This is a genomic window from Luteibacter sp. dw_328, assembly GCF_018449605.1.
In the GTDB taxonomy this organism is placed as follows: Bacteria; Pseudomonadota; Gammaproteobacteria; order Xanthomonadales; family Rhodanobacteraceae; genus Luteibacter.
Window position 1 is genome coordinate 308,903 of sequence record NZ_JAAVUW010000007.1, and the last position, 15,925, is coordinate 324,827.

The window sequence follows — 15,925 nt, forward strand, 5'->3', positions numbered from 1 at the left end:
CGTGTACGGGTGCCTCAGGCGCGTCCGTACACGTCGTCGAAGCGGACGATGTCATCCTCTCCGAGGTAGCTGCCGGACTGCACTTCGATCAGCTCGACAGGGACCTTGCCAGGGTTGCGCAGGCGATGGCGAGCGCCGAGCGGGAGATACGTGCTCTCGTTCTCGGCAAGCAGGAAAACCTTATCGTCACAGGTGACTTCGGCGACGCCCTTCACCACGATCCAGTGCTCGGCGCGGTGATGGTGCATCTGCAGGCTTAGCGCTGCGCCCGGCTTCACGACGATGCGTTTCACCTGGAAGCGATCGCCGGATTCGAGCGAATCGTAGCTTCCCCATGGACGGCGAACGACACGGTGCAGGTCGTGCTCGGTGCGGCCGGCGGCCTTCAGCTCGTCGACGACTTTCTTGACCTCTTGCGATGCATCCCGACGCGCTACCAGGGTGGCATCTGGCGTAGTTACGACGATGACGTCCTCCAGTCCGATGGTCGCCACCAGGTGGCGTGCGTGCGAGCGGATGAGGGAGCCCTGCGTGTCGAGCGCGATGACGTCGCCTTCGGTGCTGTTGCCATTCGCGTCTTTCGTCGCGGAAAGCCAAAGCGCGTCCCACGAACCGATGTCGCTCCAACCGCAACTCACGGGCACGACGGCAGCGCGCTCGGTGCGCTCCATCACGGCGTAGTCGATCGAGTCGCTGGGCGCCGCGGCGAATGCCTCAGCGTCCAGCCGGATGAAGTCGAGATCGGTGTTTGCCTTGATATAGGCGGCGCGCGCTGCTTCGACCATCTCCGGCGCATACTTGCCGAGCTCCTCGATGTAGCGCGAGGCGCGGAACATGAACATGCCCGAATTCCAGTCGTAATCGCCGGAGGCGACATAACGCGTGGCGAGATCGCTCGCGGGTTTCTCCACGAACTGGTTGACCTTGAAGCTGGCACCGCCGATGGCGTCGCCACGCTGGATATAGCCGAAACCTGTCTCGGCACGATCGGGACGGATACCGAAGGTCACCAGCCAGCCGTCCTCGGCGAGGGGGCGCGCGCGGCTTACCGCCTCGGCGAACAAGTCGTCGTTGCCGATCAGGTGGTCGGCAGGGAGGACGAGCAGCAGGGCATCGGGGTCCTTCTCCAGGGCGTGGAAGGCACCGACCGCGATCGCGGGTGCCGTATTGCGGGCCGTCGGCTCGAGCAGGATGCTCGCGCCGGAAACCTTCAGCTCCTGAAGCTGTTCGGCAGCGAGGAACCGGTGATCGTCGGCCGCCACGACGATCGGCGGCGCCGCGTCAGGCAGGCGCGCGGCCCGGATCACCGTCTGCTGGAAGAGCGTCTCGGCGGCCGTCAGCGCAAGGAACTGCTTGGGCAGGTTCCTGCGTGAGATCGGCCACAACCGTGTCCCGCTACCGCCGCTGAGAATCAGGGGAATGATCATGGGATCGTTATTCCATTGCTTTGGGCGAGGATCGCCAGGGTCTTCTCGACGCCAGCGCGCCAGGTGGGGAAATCAAAGCCGAACGTTTGGGCGAAGCGTCGGTTGTCCAGTACTGAATAAGACGGACGACGTGCCGGTGTCGGAAATTCCGCCGTGGCGATGGGCTTGACGACAGGAGGGCGGGCAAGCAGGCCGCGGGTCACAGCCCCGTCGAAAATAGCTTCCGCAAAACCGTGCCAGGTCGTCGTTCCCGTCGCCGTCAGATGGTACGTGCCTTCGACAGCGCCGCGCGACGACGGTTCGGCCACCCATCGGTCCAGCGCGGCCAGGGTGGCATCGACGATGAGTCCGGTATCGGTGGGCGTGCCCTGTTGGTCGGCGACGACGGCAAGCTGGTCCCGATCGGCGCCAAGGCGGAGCATGGTGCGCAGGAAGTTATGGCCGACCGACGAGTAGACCCACGCGGTGCGAAAGATGAAATGCGCCGCCCCGCTGTCGCGGAGCTTCCCCTCGCCGACGAGCTTCGAGCGCCCGTAGGCACCCGCTGGCGCGACCGTCGCATCCTCGGTGTAAGGCGTTGTGGCTTCGCCGTCGAACACATAGTCCGTCGAGTAGTGGATGACCATTGCGCCGTGACGAGCCGCCCAATCACCCAGAATGCCGAGGGCGTGACCATTCACGAGGGAGGCCGTGACTTCGTCCGATTCCGCCTTGTCCACTGCCGTGTAGGCAGCGGCATTGACGATGACATCGGGCCGCTCCGTCTCCAGCAGCGCTTCGAGGCTGGTGGGGTCCGCAAGATTGCCCACCACGCCACGTGCACCGTTCGCGAGCGAACCGTCGCGCGTCGCTGCGACAAGCTCGCCTCGGTCGGCGAGGCCGCCCTGGCTCAGGAACGTCTGACCCAGCTGTCCATTGGCGCCGAGGAGCAGGAACTTCACGGAAGGAATTCCGGTAGCCGATCCACGGGGACGTCGGCAAGAAGCGGTGCCTTCTTGTCCTTGTCCGAAAGCAGCGGTTCCGAGACGGGCCAGTCGATGCCGATGGCGGGATCGTCCCAGCGAACGCCGCCGTCGGCCTTGGCGTCGTACAGATCGGTGCACTGGTACGAGAATGTCGCGTGCTCGGAGACGACGCAGAAGCCGTGGGCGAAGCCCTCGGGGATCCAGAAGTGGCGATGATTTTCCGCCGTCAGCATGACGCCGGCCCATTGGCCGAACGTCGGCGAGCCACGGCGGATGTCCACGGCGACGTCATAGACTTCGCCCTCGAGGACGCTCACCAGCTTGCCCTGCGGATGAGGCCACTGGTAGTGCAAGCCGCGCAACACGCCGCGCGCCGAACGGGATACGTTCGACTGCACGAAACGGCGGTCGATTCCCGCGTCCCGGTATTTGGCTTCGTTGTAGCTTTCGTAGAAGAAGCCTCGCGAGTCGCCGAACACCTGGGGTTCGACGACGATGCAGCCGGGCAGGGACGTTTCGATGAACTTCATCCGACGTAGCCCTGCTTGATGAGGTTCTGCAGGTACTGGCCATAGCCCGTCTTCGCCAGCGGTTCGGCCAGGCGAAGCAGCTGTTCCGCATCGATCCACTGGTTCATGTAGGCGATCTCCTCGGGGCAGCAGACCTTGAGGCCCTGCCGATTCTCGATCGTCTGGATATATTCACCGGCTTCCATGAGCGACTCATGCGTGCCCGTATCCAGCCACGCGTAGCCGCGGCCGAGCTGTTCGAGATGCAGTGTTTCACTGTCGAGGTAGCAGCGGTTGAGGTCCGTGATCTCCAGCTCGCCGCGGGGCGAGGGCTTCAGGTCCTTCGCGTAGTCGAGCACGCGGTTATCGTAAAAATAGAGGCCGGTCACCGCGTAGTTGGACTTCGGTGTCTTTGGCTTTTCCTCCAGGCCGATGACCTTTCCGCTGGCATCGAATTCGGCCACGCCGTAGCGTTCCGGATCGCGCACCCAGTAGCCGAACACCGTCGCGCCGCTCTCGCGAGCCGCAGCGCGCTTCATGCGTTCGGTGAGGCCCACGCCATAGAAGATGTTGTCGCCGAGGACGAGGCAGCTCGGATCGCTGCCGATGAAATCCTTGCCGATGAGAAAGGCCTGCGCCAGGCCGTCCGGCGACGGCTGCACGGCATAGTTGATGTTGATGCCCCACTGGCTGCCATCGCCCAGGAGGCGCTGGAAGAGCGCCTGCTCGTGCGGCGTGTTGATGATCAGGATGTCCCGGATGCCTGCCAGCATCAGCGTGGCAAGCGGGTAGTAGATCATCGGCTTGTCGTACACGGGCAGGAGCTGTTTGCTCACAGCCTGGGTGATGGGATAAAGACGCGTTCCCGATCCCCCCGCGAGAATGATTCCCTTGGTCTTGCTCATGCTCCGAGGCGCTCCATTCGATAGCTGCCGTCGAGGACGCGAGCGACCCACGGCTGGTTGTCCAGGTACCAGCGCACGGTGTCCGCGATGCCGGTCTCGAAGGTATGGGCCGGCGTCCAGCCGAGTTCTCGCTTGAGCTTGCCGGCATCGATCGCATACCGGCGATCGTGGCCTGGTCGGTCGCGCACGTAGGTGATGAGCGAGCGGCGATCGGCGCCCGACGAGAGGGGTCCCTCGCCGTCGAGGAGGTCGCAGATGGTGCCGACCACGTCGATATTCTGGCGCTCGGCATTGCCGCCGACGTTATAGGTCTCGCCGACGCGACCGTCCTCGAGGACGCGACGGATCGCGGTGCAGTGATCGCCGACGAAGAGCCAGTCGCGGATGTTCTTGCCGTCGCCATAGACCGGCAACGACTCGCCAGCCAGCGCCTTCTGGATCACCAGCGGGATCAGCTTCTCGGGGAACTGGAACGGGCCGTAGTTGTTCGAGCAGTTCGTGGTCAGCGTGGGCAGGCCGTACGTGTGGTGGAACGCGCGGACGAGGTGATCCGACGAGGCCTTGGACGCGGAGTAGGGCGAGTTCGGCGCATAGGGCGTCGTTTCCGTGAACAGGCCCTCGGCACCCAGCGAGCCGTACACTTCGTCGGTCGACACGTGGAGGAAACGGAAGGCGGCCTGTTCCTCCGTGGCCATCGAGCGCCAGTAGTCGCGAACGCATTCGAGAAGGCCCAGCGTGCCCACGACGTTGGTCTGGATGAAGTCGGCCGGCGCGTCGATGGACCGGTCGACGTGCGACTCGGCGGCGAAGTTGATGACAGCCGTGGGCCGATGCTCGGCCAGAAGCTGCGCCACGAGAGTGCGGTCGCCGATGTCGCCCTTGGCGAAGACGTGAAGGTCGTTGCCCTTCAGCTGCGCCAGCGTGTCCGGGTTGCCGGCGTAGGTCAGCTTGTCCAGGTTGATGACTTTGAGACCGTCGGCCACGGCCTGGAGAACGAAATTCGCGCCAATGAAGCCGGCGCCGCCGGTCACTAGCAGGGTTTTGTGCCGCTGGCTCGAAGATGTCATCGGTGGTCGCACTCGTGTGAGGGGGTGGGGCCGGAGCCTTCCTAGGTAGGGAATAATGCCTCGTCTGGGCTCCTCCCTCCAAACGAATCCTGAACGACTCCGCCGTGATCGCCGGTCGGTCGGGGGCTCTGGCAGTGCCTGGGCTCAGGACCAAACGGAGTAAGATGGCCGCTTTTGACACGCCACGTCGGCGCCACCCGACAGTACGGAAGCCAAATGACCAAGCCACACGACAGCACCCTTCGACCGCTGGGACTGGGAACGCGGGCCATTCATGCCGGCCAGGCGCCGGATCCCTCGACGGGCGCGATCATGCCCCCGATCTACGCCACCTCGACGTACGTCCAGTCGAGTCCCGGCGTGCACCAGGGCTACGAGTACTCGCGCTCGCAGAACCCCACCCGCATGGCGTACGAGCGATGCATCGCCGATCTCGAAGGTGGGGTCGCGGGTTTCGCCTATGCCTCAGGCCTGGCCGCGGCCGCATGTACGCTGGACCTGCTGGACAGTGGCAGCCACGTCATCGCCATGGACGACCTCTACGGTGGCACGTACCGCCTGTTCGAGCGCGTCCGTCGCCGTTCGGCGGGCCTGGATTTCACCTTCCTCGACCTGAACGACGAAGTGGCCCTGAAGGCGGCGCTTCGGCCGGAAACCCGGATGGTCTGGGTCGAGACGCCGACGAACCCGCTGCTCAAGCTCGTCGACCTGGAACGCGTCGGCGCCTTTTGCAAGGCAAACGGCTTGCTGATGGTCGTCGACAACACGTTCTGCTCGCCGATGGTCCAGCGCCCGATCGAATACGGCGCGGATCTCGTCCTCCACTCGGCCACCAAGTACCTCAACGGGCACTCCGACATCGTTGGCGGCGTGCTCGTGGCGGCCAACGAGGAGCTGGCCGGTCGCGTGGGATTCCTGCAGAACTCCACGGGTGCCGTCCAGGGGCCCTTTGATAGCTTCCTGGCCCTGCGCGGCCTCAAGACGCTTCACCTGCGTATGCGCGCACATTGCGCGAGCGCGGCCGAGCTGGCGGATTGGCTCGCCGGCCACCCGGCGATCGAGAAGGTCATTTACCCGGGACTGGCGAGCCACCCGCAGCACGAACTCGCGCGCCGCCAGATGGACGGTTTCGGCGGCATGATTTCCATCTATCTGAAGGGTGGCCCTGCCGCGGCGACGCGCTTCTGCGAGCGCACGTCGCTGTTCGCGCTGGCCGAGTCACTGGGCGGTGTCGAAAGCCTGGTCAACCATCCGGCGATCATGACGCATGCCTCGGTGCCACCCGAAGTCCGCGCACGCCTTGGCATCACGGATAACCTGGTCCGCCTGAGCGTCGGCGTGGAAAACGTCGAGGATCTGCGCGCGGAACTCGACGAGGTCCTCTCTGGTGTCTGATAGCCCGACCCGGCGCCTGCTGATCACCGGCGGCAGCGGCTTCGTCGGCTCGACGATCCGCGCGGCCGCACGCGAGGGTGGTTTCGCGGGCTGGTCGCTCACGGTTGCGCCGCCTGGCCTCGACCTGCGCGATCCGGTCGCCGTCGACGCATGGTTGGCCTCCGAAAGGGCGGACGGCGTGCTCCATCTGGCCGCACAGGGCTTCGTGCCGCGCTCGTTCGAGGCCCCCCAGGAAACGTTCGATATCAACCTGGGCGGCACGCTCAACCTCCTCCGGGCGCTATCGGCGACGAAGTTCAGTGGCCGCTTCGTGTATGTCAGCTCCGGCGATGTCTACGGGCTGGTTCCCGACGATGCGTTGCCCGTGGATGAGAATCGAGCCCCGGAACCCCGGAATCCCTATGCCGTATCCAAGGTGGCTGCCGAGCAGCTGGTCCTGATGTGGCATCGTACGTTCGGTCTCGACGCTGTCGTCGTGCGGCCTTTCAACCATATCGGTCCTGGGCAAGCGCCGAATTTCGCCGTCGCGTCCTTCGCCGCGCAGATCGTCGCGATCGAGCGTGGCGCGCCGGCGGTCCTGGAGACCGGCGACATCGACACCACGCGCGACTTCACCGATGTGCGCGATGTGGTTCGTGCCTATGAGGCCGTCCTCGGGGCTGGCGTGGCCGGCTCGACGTACGTCGTCGCCAGTGGCCACGAGTACCGCATGCGTACGCTCATTGAAATGATGTGCGAACTGGTCGGCGTATCCGTCGAGATCAGGCAGGACCCCGCCCGCATGCGCCCCGCCGAGCAGCGACGCATGGTGGCGAGTGCCGCGTTGCTGAAAAAACACACCGGGTGGGAACCACGGGTTCCTATCCGTCAGACATTGAACGATGTACTTATTGATGCAAGAGGCCGAGCATGAGCAATTCCACTAAGTCCGCGCTGATCACCGGTATTACCGGTCAGGATGGCGCCTACCTTGCGAAGTTCCTGCTCGGCAAGGGCTACGAGGTCCACGGACTCGCGCCGCGGCGCAGTACGGATACGTCATGGCGTCTTCGCGAGCTGGGCGTTGCCGGCGATGTCCATCTGATCGATGGCGACCTGGCGGATCTTTCCTCGCTTATCCGTGCGATGGAAACCTCGCGTGCCAGCGAGGTCTATAACCTGGGCGCGCAGAGCTTTGTCGGCACCTCGTGGCAGCAGCCGCTGCTCACGGCCGACATCGACGGTACCGGCACGGTTCGCATGCTCGAGGCGGTTCGCATCGTCAATCGCGATGCCCACTTCTACCAGGCCTCCACCAGCGAAATGTTCGGCCTGATCCAGGCCGACCACCAGGACGAGAGCACCCCGTTCTATCCGCGCAGCCCGTATGGCGTCGCGAAGCTCATGGGCCACTGGGCCACGGTGAACTATCGCGAAAGCTACGGCATGCACGCGTCGAGCGGCATCCTGTTCAATCACGAATCGCCGCTGCGCGGCATCGAATTCGTGACTCGCAAAGTGGCGCACGCCGTCGCGTCCATCAAGCTCGGGCTGCAGAAAGAGCTCCGCCTCGGCAATATCGACAGCAAGCGCGACTGGGGTTTTGCCGGCGACTACGTCGAAGCCATGTGGTTGATGACGCAGCAGGCGACGCCGGACGACTACGTGGTAGCCACGGGCGTCACCAATACCGTGCGCGACATGTGCAAGTTTGCCTTCGAGCATGTCGGCCTGAACTACGAGGACTACCTCGCGATCGACGCAAAGTTCATGCGTCCGGCCGAAGTCGACGTGCTGCTCGGCAATCCCGCGAAGGCAAAGGCGAAGCTCGGCTGGTCGCCGCGCACGACGATGGAAGAACTGATTGCCATGATGGTGGACGCGGACCTGCGTCGCCTGAAGGGCTGATTGCTCGCCAGCCCCGACGAGATGATCTCGGGGCTGGCGGCGGAATCAAAGGGTGTTAAGGCCCTTTTCGATCTCGGCAAAGCGATTCCGGTACGTCATGCCCACGTGGCGATAGCCGACACGGTCACGGACCATCCGGCCTGCGCGCTTACCGATCTCTCGTCCGAGCGAGGGCTGGTCGACGAGACGGATCATGTGCGCGCTGGCCTGCTCGACATCAGCATCAGCCCAGACCTGGCCTTCATGCTTCGGATAGTCGCCGTCACGCACGGGGATCAACGTGAAGTCGACCAACAGGGCGGACTGCTCGTCCATGAAATCCATGTTGCCTGAGTAAGCCGTCGCGATAAGCGGCTTCTCGAGGTACATCGCCTCGGCCAGGCCGCGGCCAAAACCTTCGGACCGGTGGAGCGAGACGAAGCAGTCGCAGCAGCGGATGAGGTTCTTCACCTCGTTGTCGGTCACGGTGCGGTCGATCAGGACGATGCGGTCTTGGTACTGCGCCACCTCGTCCTTGAGGCGGGCGAGCGCCTCGGGATCGCGGTCGCTTCCGTTGACCTTGATAACCAGTGCGCAATCGCTCGTCGGCCGTGCGGCAACCAGTTGGCGGAACGCTTCGACGACGGCCTGCGGATTCTTGCGTGTGGCGAAAGAGCGAAAGTCGAAGAAGAAGATAAACGCGTAAGCGCTTTCAGGGATGCCGAAGTAGCGCCGTGCCAGCAGCGACGAAAGGTCGACTTCGCAGCTCACCGGCAGGTGGCGAAGCGGCTTTGAGATATGGCCTTCGATCGAGTCGGCGATGAACTTCGACGGCGCCCAGACCTCGTCGAAACGCTCGAGCAGTGGGAACCACTCGGACGGAAAGCGTGACAGCTCCCAGTTCGGATAAAGGATGTTGTACGAGCGCGCGAGATCGCTTGCAGGCAAGGTAGCGAGCGACGCGTCCACCTCGTCCGCGTTGAGGTGGAATACGTTGATACGGCCGAGTTTCTTGGTCATGGCGCCACCGAACTCGCGGGCGGCATCGGCTTCGGGCGCATTCATTCCATAGACATCGAGCAGGCCGGGGCGCATGGCGACCGATCGCAGCGCGCGGTACGAACAGCGCAGGCTCTCGCCGCAGCCGATCGGGGCGTAAGGATGTCCTACAAGGACGATGTCGTGGTTATCCATGGTCATCAGCCCAGCGAGTATTTGTCTTTGCGTGCGAGATAGTCGGCGTCCAGTGCATTGCGGTGCGCTTCCAGGAAGGTGTGGCCGAAGCGACGGTCGGGCTCGAGATAGGTGCCTTCCGCCCATTCGTTCCACGCGTTGATGAACACCAGGCGCTCATCGCCGCTGAACTGCTGTTTGGTGCGAGCTACAGTGGTTTCCATCCAGGCCTGGAAGCTGCCAGGTGTCGCCTCGGCGAAGCTGTAGCTGTTGTCCTGGCGTCGCGCGGTGTTGTCCCAGCCTGGCATCACGCCCATGAAGCGCTTGTATGCGGGCATCTCGCGCGTGGCGTAGCGCACGGCGATATCGCGGTAGTCGGACACGACCCCCTGGAACTGTGGGTTGAGAAGCGGCTCGGTCAGATCGATCGGCTGCCCCATGCCCTGTGGCGGAAACTCGACAGCGGCATCGCAGCCCATGTCTTTCGGATTGCTTCCTGCCGCCGCCAGCTCGAAAGATTCCACCTGTGCGATATAGATCTCGCCCAAGCCCGCGCGCCGGCACTCTTCGCGCCAGATGGACGCGGTGCGCTTGAAGTCAGGGAAGAGCGTGATGCGGTACACAAGGATCAGCGGCTTGCCGTCGATGCGGATGTAGTTCGGGCTGCGGAAGTAGCGCATGAGGTCGTGGATGACGGCAAGATCATCCTCATCCGAATGGTTCTGCGCCATCAGGATCTCGTTCTCCTGGCCGTCCCAACGACGCGTCCAGTTCTCGTTCGCCCAGCACAGGCAGAACGGGAAATCGGGCTTGCCCGTTTCGAGCATCTGCTCGATGGGACGCTCGAGGAGACGCTTGCCCGCGAACCAGTAGTAGTAGAAGCAGAAGCCACCCACGCCGTAGCGACGTGCGAGTTCGGCCTGCTTCTCCATGACCTCGGTCAGGCGAAGGTCGTAGTAGCCCAGGTCGGCCGGCATACGGGGCTGGTAGTGCCCGACATAGTTGGGCCGGGCCTTGGTGACATTCGTCCATTCGGTGAAGCCGGGGCCCCACCACACATCGTTCTCCGCGATCGGATGGAACTGCGGAAGATAGAATGCGATGGTGCGGACCTCGTTCATGCGATCGAGATCTTCACGCCACTTCGTTGCAAAACGATCCAGGTTGCGTGCGATGCAGCTGAGCTTGTATTCGCTCGGCATCGCATCGGACGTCGCGCTCAGCTGGTGGACCACTTCGGTGTCGGCGCAGTAGACGATACGGCGGCCTTCGGACCGCAGTCGCATGCAAAGGTCGGAATCTTCGCAGTAAGCGGGAGCGTAACCGGTGTCGAAACCGCCGAGGCGATCGAAATCGGCACGGTGCAATGCCAGGCAGGCACCGCTGCAGTAATCGACGTCCCGGGTGTACTGGTAACGGGGCAGATCGGCCTGGTCGTTGAGCCCAAGCATCTCCGCGCTGCCGTCGCGATGTAGTCGCGTGCCGGCCTCCTGCAGCCAACCGTTCGGGTACAGGATGCGGGGACCGACGGCGCCGATGCGCTCATCGGATTCGAGGCAGGCGACCAGTTTGCCCAGCCAGCCGCGGGTGACCTGGACGTCGTTGTTGAGCAGGATTAGCACATCGCCCCGCGCATGCGCGGCCGCGGTGTTGCAGTTCAGCAGGAAACCGAGATTCGACGGCTGGTTGACCACCCGAAGATGGCTTACGCCGGCCAGCACCTGTGCGGTGGCGTCCGTCGAGGCGTCGTTGGCAACCAGTACTTCGAACGACGGGTCCTCCGGCGTCATGGACGCCACGATCGACGCCAGGCATTCCAGTGTCGTCGAGAGATGGTTGTAGACGGGTATGAGGATCGTGACGTGCGGCTTGCTGGTCGCGGGCAGGCCGACACGGCCTGCGACATCCTCTGGCGTCACACGGGAGTAGTCGAGCTGCGGCACGGGGGTGGCGGTCCGGCTCGCTCGCGAGGCTTGCGTCTCAACGTCGATCCGATTGCGGACCTCTGCGTAATCGCTCCACTCCCGTACGCCATCGGCCTGCCAGAGGACGTTGCCCACTGAGGTGTCGACGACACCGGCGGACGTCGGCCGCGAAGCGGTGGCTCGTGGCAAGGTGGGCTTCGAGATTCGCTCGTAGGCTTCCCATCGCTGGTAAGCCGCCGTGCGACGAAGGAATGGCTTGCCCACACGGAAGATCGAGCCCTTCACCGCGCGCTTGTACTGCGGCCTCAGCGGAGCCGCCGTGTAGACGCGTTTGGCGCCCGAAACCAGGCGACGGCGCGCGCCACCGCGGACGCGGGAGACAATTCGCTTTGCCCTGCGCAGCGGCGCGGTCAGCCGCCAGCTGAGCGAGCGCTTGACCAGGCCTAGTTCGTGCTCCTGCGAAGCAACCATACGCTGCAGGCTACGGTTCTCCCGCCGTGCGATTTCCAGCCGGCTCACGGCATCCGTGCGGGTGATCGTGGCGTCATTCAACGCCTTCCGGATCTCGTCTGACAGCTGGACATCCGTATGCAGCGCATGGGAGCGGGTGTCGGTGAGTTCGGCTTCCGTGGCGGCGAGTGACGCTCTCAGCTGGTCGATCTCATTCTGAAGAGCTGCCCTGCTGCGCAGCGCCTCCGCGGTTGCCGAGGTGTGCTGCGTGAGCAGCACGGCCACGTCAGGCAGTACGGCGAGGGATTCGGTCTTGTATGGGCCGATGGGAATGTCGCGGGTGAGTTCCCCGAGCACCTCGGCGACGAACGCCGCTTCGGTATCGAGGTATTGCTGCACGTGACTGGTGGTCAGGATGAATCCGCAGCGCCGCAGGACAACGCGTAGCAGCGTGTCCGTATGCAGGAGTTGCTGGTCCTGCGGCATGGCTACCGCCGTCAACTGTCCCAATGAGAGCTTGATGGCGCGGAAGGCAAGGTAGCCCAGGGTGGTCGGCGAAAGGAGCGACCACTCGAGGTCGAAGAAGGTGCCGTTGCCGTCGTCGTCGACAATGAGATTGCCCGGCATGGCATCCATCAGGGTGCCGGGGATCGGCTGCTCCAGCGTGACAGGCCCTTCGAGGTTCGCTTCACGCAGGATGGCGCGCAGCCACACCTCGAACCAGTCGGCGACTTCGTCGAGCGTCCAGCCGTGTCGGCTCAGGATGGCATCGAGTCGATCGGGCCAGCGGCGGCCCTTGAGATAGGCTTCGTCTTCGATGTGATGGGCGATGACACGCGAGTTCGACCGGACATCCGGTGAGAGTAGGAAGCGCTCCACCGTTATCGCGCCGTTCGTCTCGCGGAAGCGTGCCGCCTTGTTGTAAGCCGGCTGACGCTCCGTTGAATACTGTTCCGCCAGGATGTCCGGAGCAGCCGTGGCGAACGACGGCGACGCCGCCGATTTACCGGCGATGATCAGGAACGAGTTGGCCATGTCGGCCAGCAGGCCGTTACGACCGATGACGTCGAAGGTGCGGCCGATGGAGAACAACGGCGTGAAGCGCACCTGGCGGTCGGCTCGCGTTCCCTGTGCGCCAAGCGTCGCGGCATCGAACCCCGGATGATCGACGCCCAATGGCAGCACGATGTTCAAGGGAAGCTTGTAATCGGGGAAGGGCAGTGCAAATGCGCTGCGCTCGAATCCCGCACTGGCGAGGCGCCTTTCGAGTTCGGCCTTGCCGAACGTGACCACCGTACGATCGGTGTAATCGTCCTGGATGCCTGCCATCGACCGCCCGATATGATCCTCGGGGACGCCGGCGAAGTACTTTAGTCCGAGCTGGTTCTCGATGGCGATGATGAGCACGCCGTCGTCGGTCAGGAGGTCGCGGGCACGACGCAGGGTCTCCTGGATCGGGTCGTCGCCGGCGGTGTACATGCGGGCGTATTCGAGCACGCCGACCAGGGTGACCACATCGAAACGCTGTTTCGGTGCGAAGGCATCAAAGCGTTCGTTGACGACGGCGACGTCGGGAAGGTCGCGGCAACGCGACGCCGCGATCGACGCGCGGCGCGGACTACCTTCGAGAGCAACCACGTGCGCGCCGGCTTCACCGAGAAAACGCGTGATGGCACCGCAGCCGGCACCGATCTCGAGGACGCTGGCGCCCTTGAATAGGCTTCCGATCGAGCGAAGCAGGTTCGCACGCGTGGCGCTGAGGTGGTAGATCGACGGCCAATCCACCTGGAACCCGCGCAACTGCTCGGACTGCAAGGAGACGTCAGTGCTGTCCTTGATGGCTGCCGCGATGCGCTCTTCAACTTCGTCACCGTCCGAATAGGCGAACGCCGATGCGTTGTGTCCGGTACGGACCCAGACATCATGAGCGACATCGGCGGCGTAACCCGCGTCGGCGAGGATACGGCGGGGGAGCGAAAGAGGTGCGGTCACTGCGTGAGCTCCTGGGCGTCGATGCGCACGTCCAGGTTGGTCAGGCCGAAGAAGCCCTTTCCATGGACGTTGAGATGGATGGCGTCATAGCGGCGGTCGTGGGGAATCACGTCTTCGCCGTTGTGGCTGGCTACGCCGACAGAAATGAAGTAGTCGCCTGGGCCCAGGCGACTGTCGAGTTCGAATGAGATCTGGGTGCGCGTGCCCTTGCCGCCCAAGGTGTCGGGCAGCGGCGTCTCGGCCACTTCGGTGTTCGTTCCGTACACCGTGATGCCGTCCTTCGTCTTGATCGTGAGACCGAAGATGGGACGACGTATCGCCTGGTGGAAGACCACGCTCAGGGCCAGTCGGAGCGGCGTGCCGCTCGCGATGCTGCCGGGCTCCGCGTCGTCGGGGGTGGTCAGCCGGAAGTCGCTGATCTCGGCGGCCCTGTCGCCCCAGCGATATTCATAGGGGTTGTAGTTCGTGCGCAGCTCGAAAGCGCCATCCGGCACTTCCACGAGAGCGTCGTCCTTCGTCGCCGGCACATTGGGGTCGTCGGACTCGAGCGTTCCCCCCTTCACCTTGCGGCCCTTGCCGAAGAGGAGGTCGAGGTAGGTGTGGACGACGTCCTTGGGCTGGCCGTCCTGCTGGAGCTCGCCGTCGTCGAGCAGGATTGCGCGGTCGCAATGCGTCACGATCTGCTCGGTCGAGTGCGAGACGAAGAGGATCGAGGTGCCGTTCTGCTTGAGCGTATCGAGGCGCGCAAAGCACTTCGACTGGAACTTGGCGTCGCCGACGGAGAGGGCTTCGTCGACGATGAGGACGTCCGGTTCGACCTGCGCCTGCACGGCGAAGGCGAGGCGAACGACCATGCCACTGGAATACGTCTTCACCGGCCGTTTGACGAATTCACCGATGTCGGCGAAGGCGAGGATGGCATCCATCCGGCTATCGATCTCTTCGGTCGACAGGCCCAGCACAGCCGCATTGAGGCGAATGTTCTCGAGGCCGGTGAAGTCGGGGTTGAAACCGGATCCGAGCTCGAGCAGGGCGGCGACGCGCCCGGCCACCACGATCTCGCCCGATGTCGGCGCCAGCGTGCCGGCGATCATCTGCAGCAGGGTCGACTTGCCCGAGCCGTTACGACCGACAATGCCGACGGTTTCGCCGCGGCGCAGCTCGAAGCTGACATCGTCCAGGGCGTGGAATTCGCGAAAGCCGCGGCGCTCGCGAAGCGAGCCGGCCAGCCGGCGTGCACCGACCCGGTGGACGACGGCCGCCGCACGCGGATAAAGCGACTGCGCCAGTCGATGCATGGGGCTGTCGTAGATGTTGTAGATCTTGCTGACGTTGCGGACGCTGATGGCGATTTCAGAGGACATCGGCGAACCCCTTGCGCGTACGCTGGAACCACCAGAAGCCGAGGCTGGCGAATGCAAACGCGATTAGCGTGAATCCGCCCAGGACGCCCCAGTCCGGCCACTCGCCGAGAATGAGCACCTTTCGCGACTGCGCGATGAGGATAGCCAGCGGGTTGACGTCGATGAACCTGCGGAAACGCTCGGGAACGGCGGTTTCGGGATAGAAGAGGGGCGACAGGAACATCGTCATCATGATGACGTGACCCACCAGCTGGCCGATGTCACGAAGGTAGACGCCAAGGGCGGACAGCAGCCAGACAAATCCCAGGCACATCAGGCTGAGCGGGATAAAGATCAGCGGAATCAGTACGGTCGTCGCGGGCGGCATGCCCTTCATCAGCAGATGTGCGCCGAGCAGGACGATCAGGCTGATGAGGCTCTGGAACAGCGCCGAGCCGATGACCACGTAGGCCTGCACTTCCAGCGGGAAGACAATCTTCTTCACCAGGTTGGGCGTGCCGGTGATCAGTCCGGGAGCCCGGCTGACGGTCTCCGAGAAGAAATTGAAGACGAGCATGCCCGCAAACAGCATGAGCGCAAATTCGGAAGGGGCCGAGGCGGCGCCCCAGCGCATCTTGAACACCTGGCTGAACACAAAGGTGTAAATCGCCAGCATGAGCAAGGGGTTGAGTACCGACCACACCATGCCGAGGGCGGAACCCCGGTAGCGGCTGGCAATGTCCCGCCTGATCAGGGACATGATCAGCGCGCGATTGTGCCGGCCGTGGCCGAGCATGGCCCGGGGACTGGCCCGATGGCGCGCGAGGGAAGTGAACGTCGAGGCTTTGGTCACGTGGTCTACCCGGATGCCGGCACCGCGTAACCAGGGACGGAGGCGGGGCGTAAGG

12 protein-coding genes are annotated in these 15,925 nt (G+C 64.1%); 3 read left to right on the forward strand and 9 right to left on the reverse strand.

Annotation, left to right across the window (positions count from 1 at the left end; genetic code table 11):
• Positions 1–14: 14 nt before the first annotated feature.
• From HB634_RS18260 to rfbB, 5 genes are read right to left on the reverse strand one after another with little or no spacing between them, the layout of a single operon-like run.
• Positions 15–1,427: a mannose-1-phosphate guanylyltransferase/mannose-6-phosphate isomerase gene (locus HB634_RS18260; protein WP_063572058.1), complete on the reverse strand. Its 1,413-nt coding sequence runs from the start codon at positions 1,425–1,427 to the stop codon at positions 15–17.
• Positions 1,424–2,368: a dTDP-4-dehydrorhamnose reductase gene (gene rfbD / locus HB634_RS18265; protein ID WP_063572059.1), complete on the reverse strand. Its 945-nt coding sequence runs from the start codon at positions 2,366–2,368 to the stop codon at positions 1,424–1,426. Before rfbD ends, HB634_RS18260 begins: the two co-directional genes overlap by 4 nt.
• On the reverse strand, positions 2,365–2,922 hold the full coding sequence (gene rfbC / locus HB634_RS18270; RefSeq protein WP_063572060.1) for a dTDP-4-dehydrorhamnose 3,5-epimerase: 558 nt from the start codon (positions 2,920–2,922) through the stop codon (positions 2,365–2,367). Before rfbC ends, rfbD begins: the two co-directional genes overlap by 4 nt.
• Positions 2,919–3,806, reverse strand: coding sequence for a glucose-1-phosphate thymidylyltransferase RfbA (gene rfbA / locus HB634_RS18275; protein WP_063572061.1), 888 nt, complete (start codon positions 3,804–3,806; stop codon positions 2,919–2,921). Before rfbA ends, rfbC begins: the two co-directional genes overlap by 4 nt.
• Positions 3,803–4,873, reverse strand: coding sequence for a dTDP-glucose 4,6-dehydratase (gene rfbB, locus HB634_RS18280; RefSeq protein WP_213949628.1), 1,071 nt, complete (start codon positions 4,871–4,873; stop codon positions 3,803–3,805). Before rfbB ends, rfbA begins: the two co-directional genes overlap by 4 nt.
• Positions 4,874–5,089: 216 nt before the next feature.
• On the opposite strand from rfbB, the gene HB634_RS18285 reads away from it, so the two are divergent.
• From HB634_RS18285 to gmd, 3 genes are read left to right on the forward strand one after another with little or no spacing between them, the layout of a single operon-like run.
• Positions 5,090–6,268 carry a PLP-dependent aspartate aminotransferase family protein gene (locus HB634_RS18285; protein ID WP_213949629.1) on the forward strand — a complete coding sequence of 393 codons (1,179 nt, stop codon included), beginning with the start codon at positions 5,090–5,092 and terminating at the stop codon, positions 6,266–6,268.
• Positions 6,261–7,181, forward strand: coding sequence for a GDP-mannose 4,6-dehydratase (locus HB634_RS18290; RefSeq protein WP_063570446.1), 921 nt, complete (start codon positions 6,261–6,263; stop codon positions 7,179–7,181). The genes HB634_RS18285 and HB634_RS18290 overlap by 8 nt, the downstream gene beginning before the upstream one ends.
• On the forward strand, positions 7,178–8,155 hold the full coding sequence (gmd, locus tag HB634_RS18295) for a GDP-mannose 4,6-dehydratase (RefSeq protein WP_063570447.1): 978 nt from the start codon (positions 7,178–7,180) through the stop codon (positions 8,153–8,155). The genes HB634_RS18290 and gmd overlap by 4 nt, the downstream gene beginning before the upstream one ends.
• 45 nt (positions 8,156–8,200) lie before the next feature.
• Here the strand turns inward: gmd and HB634_RS18300 are convergent, their stop codons facing one another.
• From HB634_RS18300 to HB634_RS18315, 4 genes are read right to left on the reverse strand one after another with little or no spacing between them, the layout of a single operon-like run.
• Positions 8,201–9,328, reverse strand: coding sequence for a glycosyltransferase family 4 protein (locus HB634_RS18300; RefSeq protein ID WP_213949630.1), 1,128 nt, complete (start codon positions 9,326–9,328; stop codon positions 8,201–8,203).
• Positions 9,329–9,333: 5 nt separating this feature from the next.
• Positions 9,334–13,674 (reverse strand): glycoside hydrolase family 99-like domain-containing protein, encoded by a 4,341-nt coding sequence (locus tag HB634_RS18305; RefSeq protein ID WP_213949631.1) that lies wholly within the window; start codon positions 13,672–13,674, stop codon positions 9,334–9,336.
• Complete coding sequence (locus HB634_RS18310) at positions 13,671–15,038, reverse strand: ABC transporter ATP-binding protein (RefSeq protein WP_063570450.1); 1,368 nt, start codon at positions 15,036–15,038, stop codon at positions 13,671–13,673. The genes HB634_RS18305 and HB634_RS18310 overlap by 4 nt, the downstream gene beginning before the upstream one ends.
• Positions 15,028–15,870, reverse strand: a complete 843-nt coding sequence (locus HB634_RS18315; protein ID WP_231873823.1) for an ABC transporter permease — start codon at positions 15,868–15,870, stop codon at positions 15,028–15,030. The genes HB634_RS18310 and HB634_RS18315 overlap by 11 nt, the downstream gene beginning before the upstream one ends.
• Between the last annotated feature and the right edge of the window lie 55 nt (positions 15,871–15,925).

Bases quoted from the DNA above. Each gene is read 5' to 3' on its own strand.
- rfbC (WP_063572060.1), bottom strand. From the start codon at position 2,922: ATGAAGTTCATCGAAACGTCCCTGCCCGGCTGCATCGTCGTCGAACCC.
- HB634_RS18260 (WP_063572058.1), bottom strand. From the start codon at position 1,427: ATGATCATTCCCCTGATTCTCAGCGGCGGTAGCGGGACACGGTTGTGG.
- HB634_RS18310 (WP_063570450.1), bottom strand. From the start codon at position 15,038: ATGTCCTCTGAAATCGCCATCAGCGTCCGCAACGTCAGCAAGATCTAC.
- HB634_RS18300 (WP_213949630.1), bottom strand. From the start codon at position 9,328: ATGGATAACCACGACATCGTCCTTGTAGGACATCCTTACGCCCCGATC.
- rfbB (WP_213949628.1), bottom strand. From the start codon at position 4,873: ATGACATCTTCGAGCCAGCGGCACAAAACCCTGCTAGTGACCGGCGGC.
- rfbA (WP_063572061.1), bottom strand. From the start codon at position 3,806: ATGAGCAAGACCAAGGGAATCATTCTCGCGGGGGGATCGGGAACGCGT.
- gmd (WP_063570447.1), top strand. From the start codon at position 7,178: ATGAGCAATTCCACTAAGTCCGCGCTGATCACCGGTATTACCGGTCAG.
- HB634_RS18285 (WP_213949629.1), top strand. From the start codon at position 5,090: ATGACCAAGCCACACGACAGCACCCTTCGACCGCTGGGACTGGGAACG.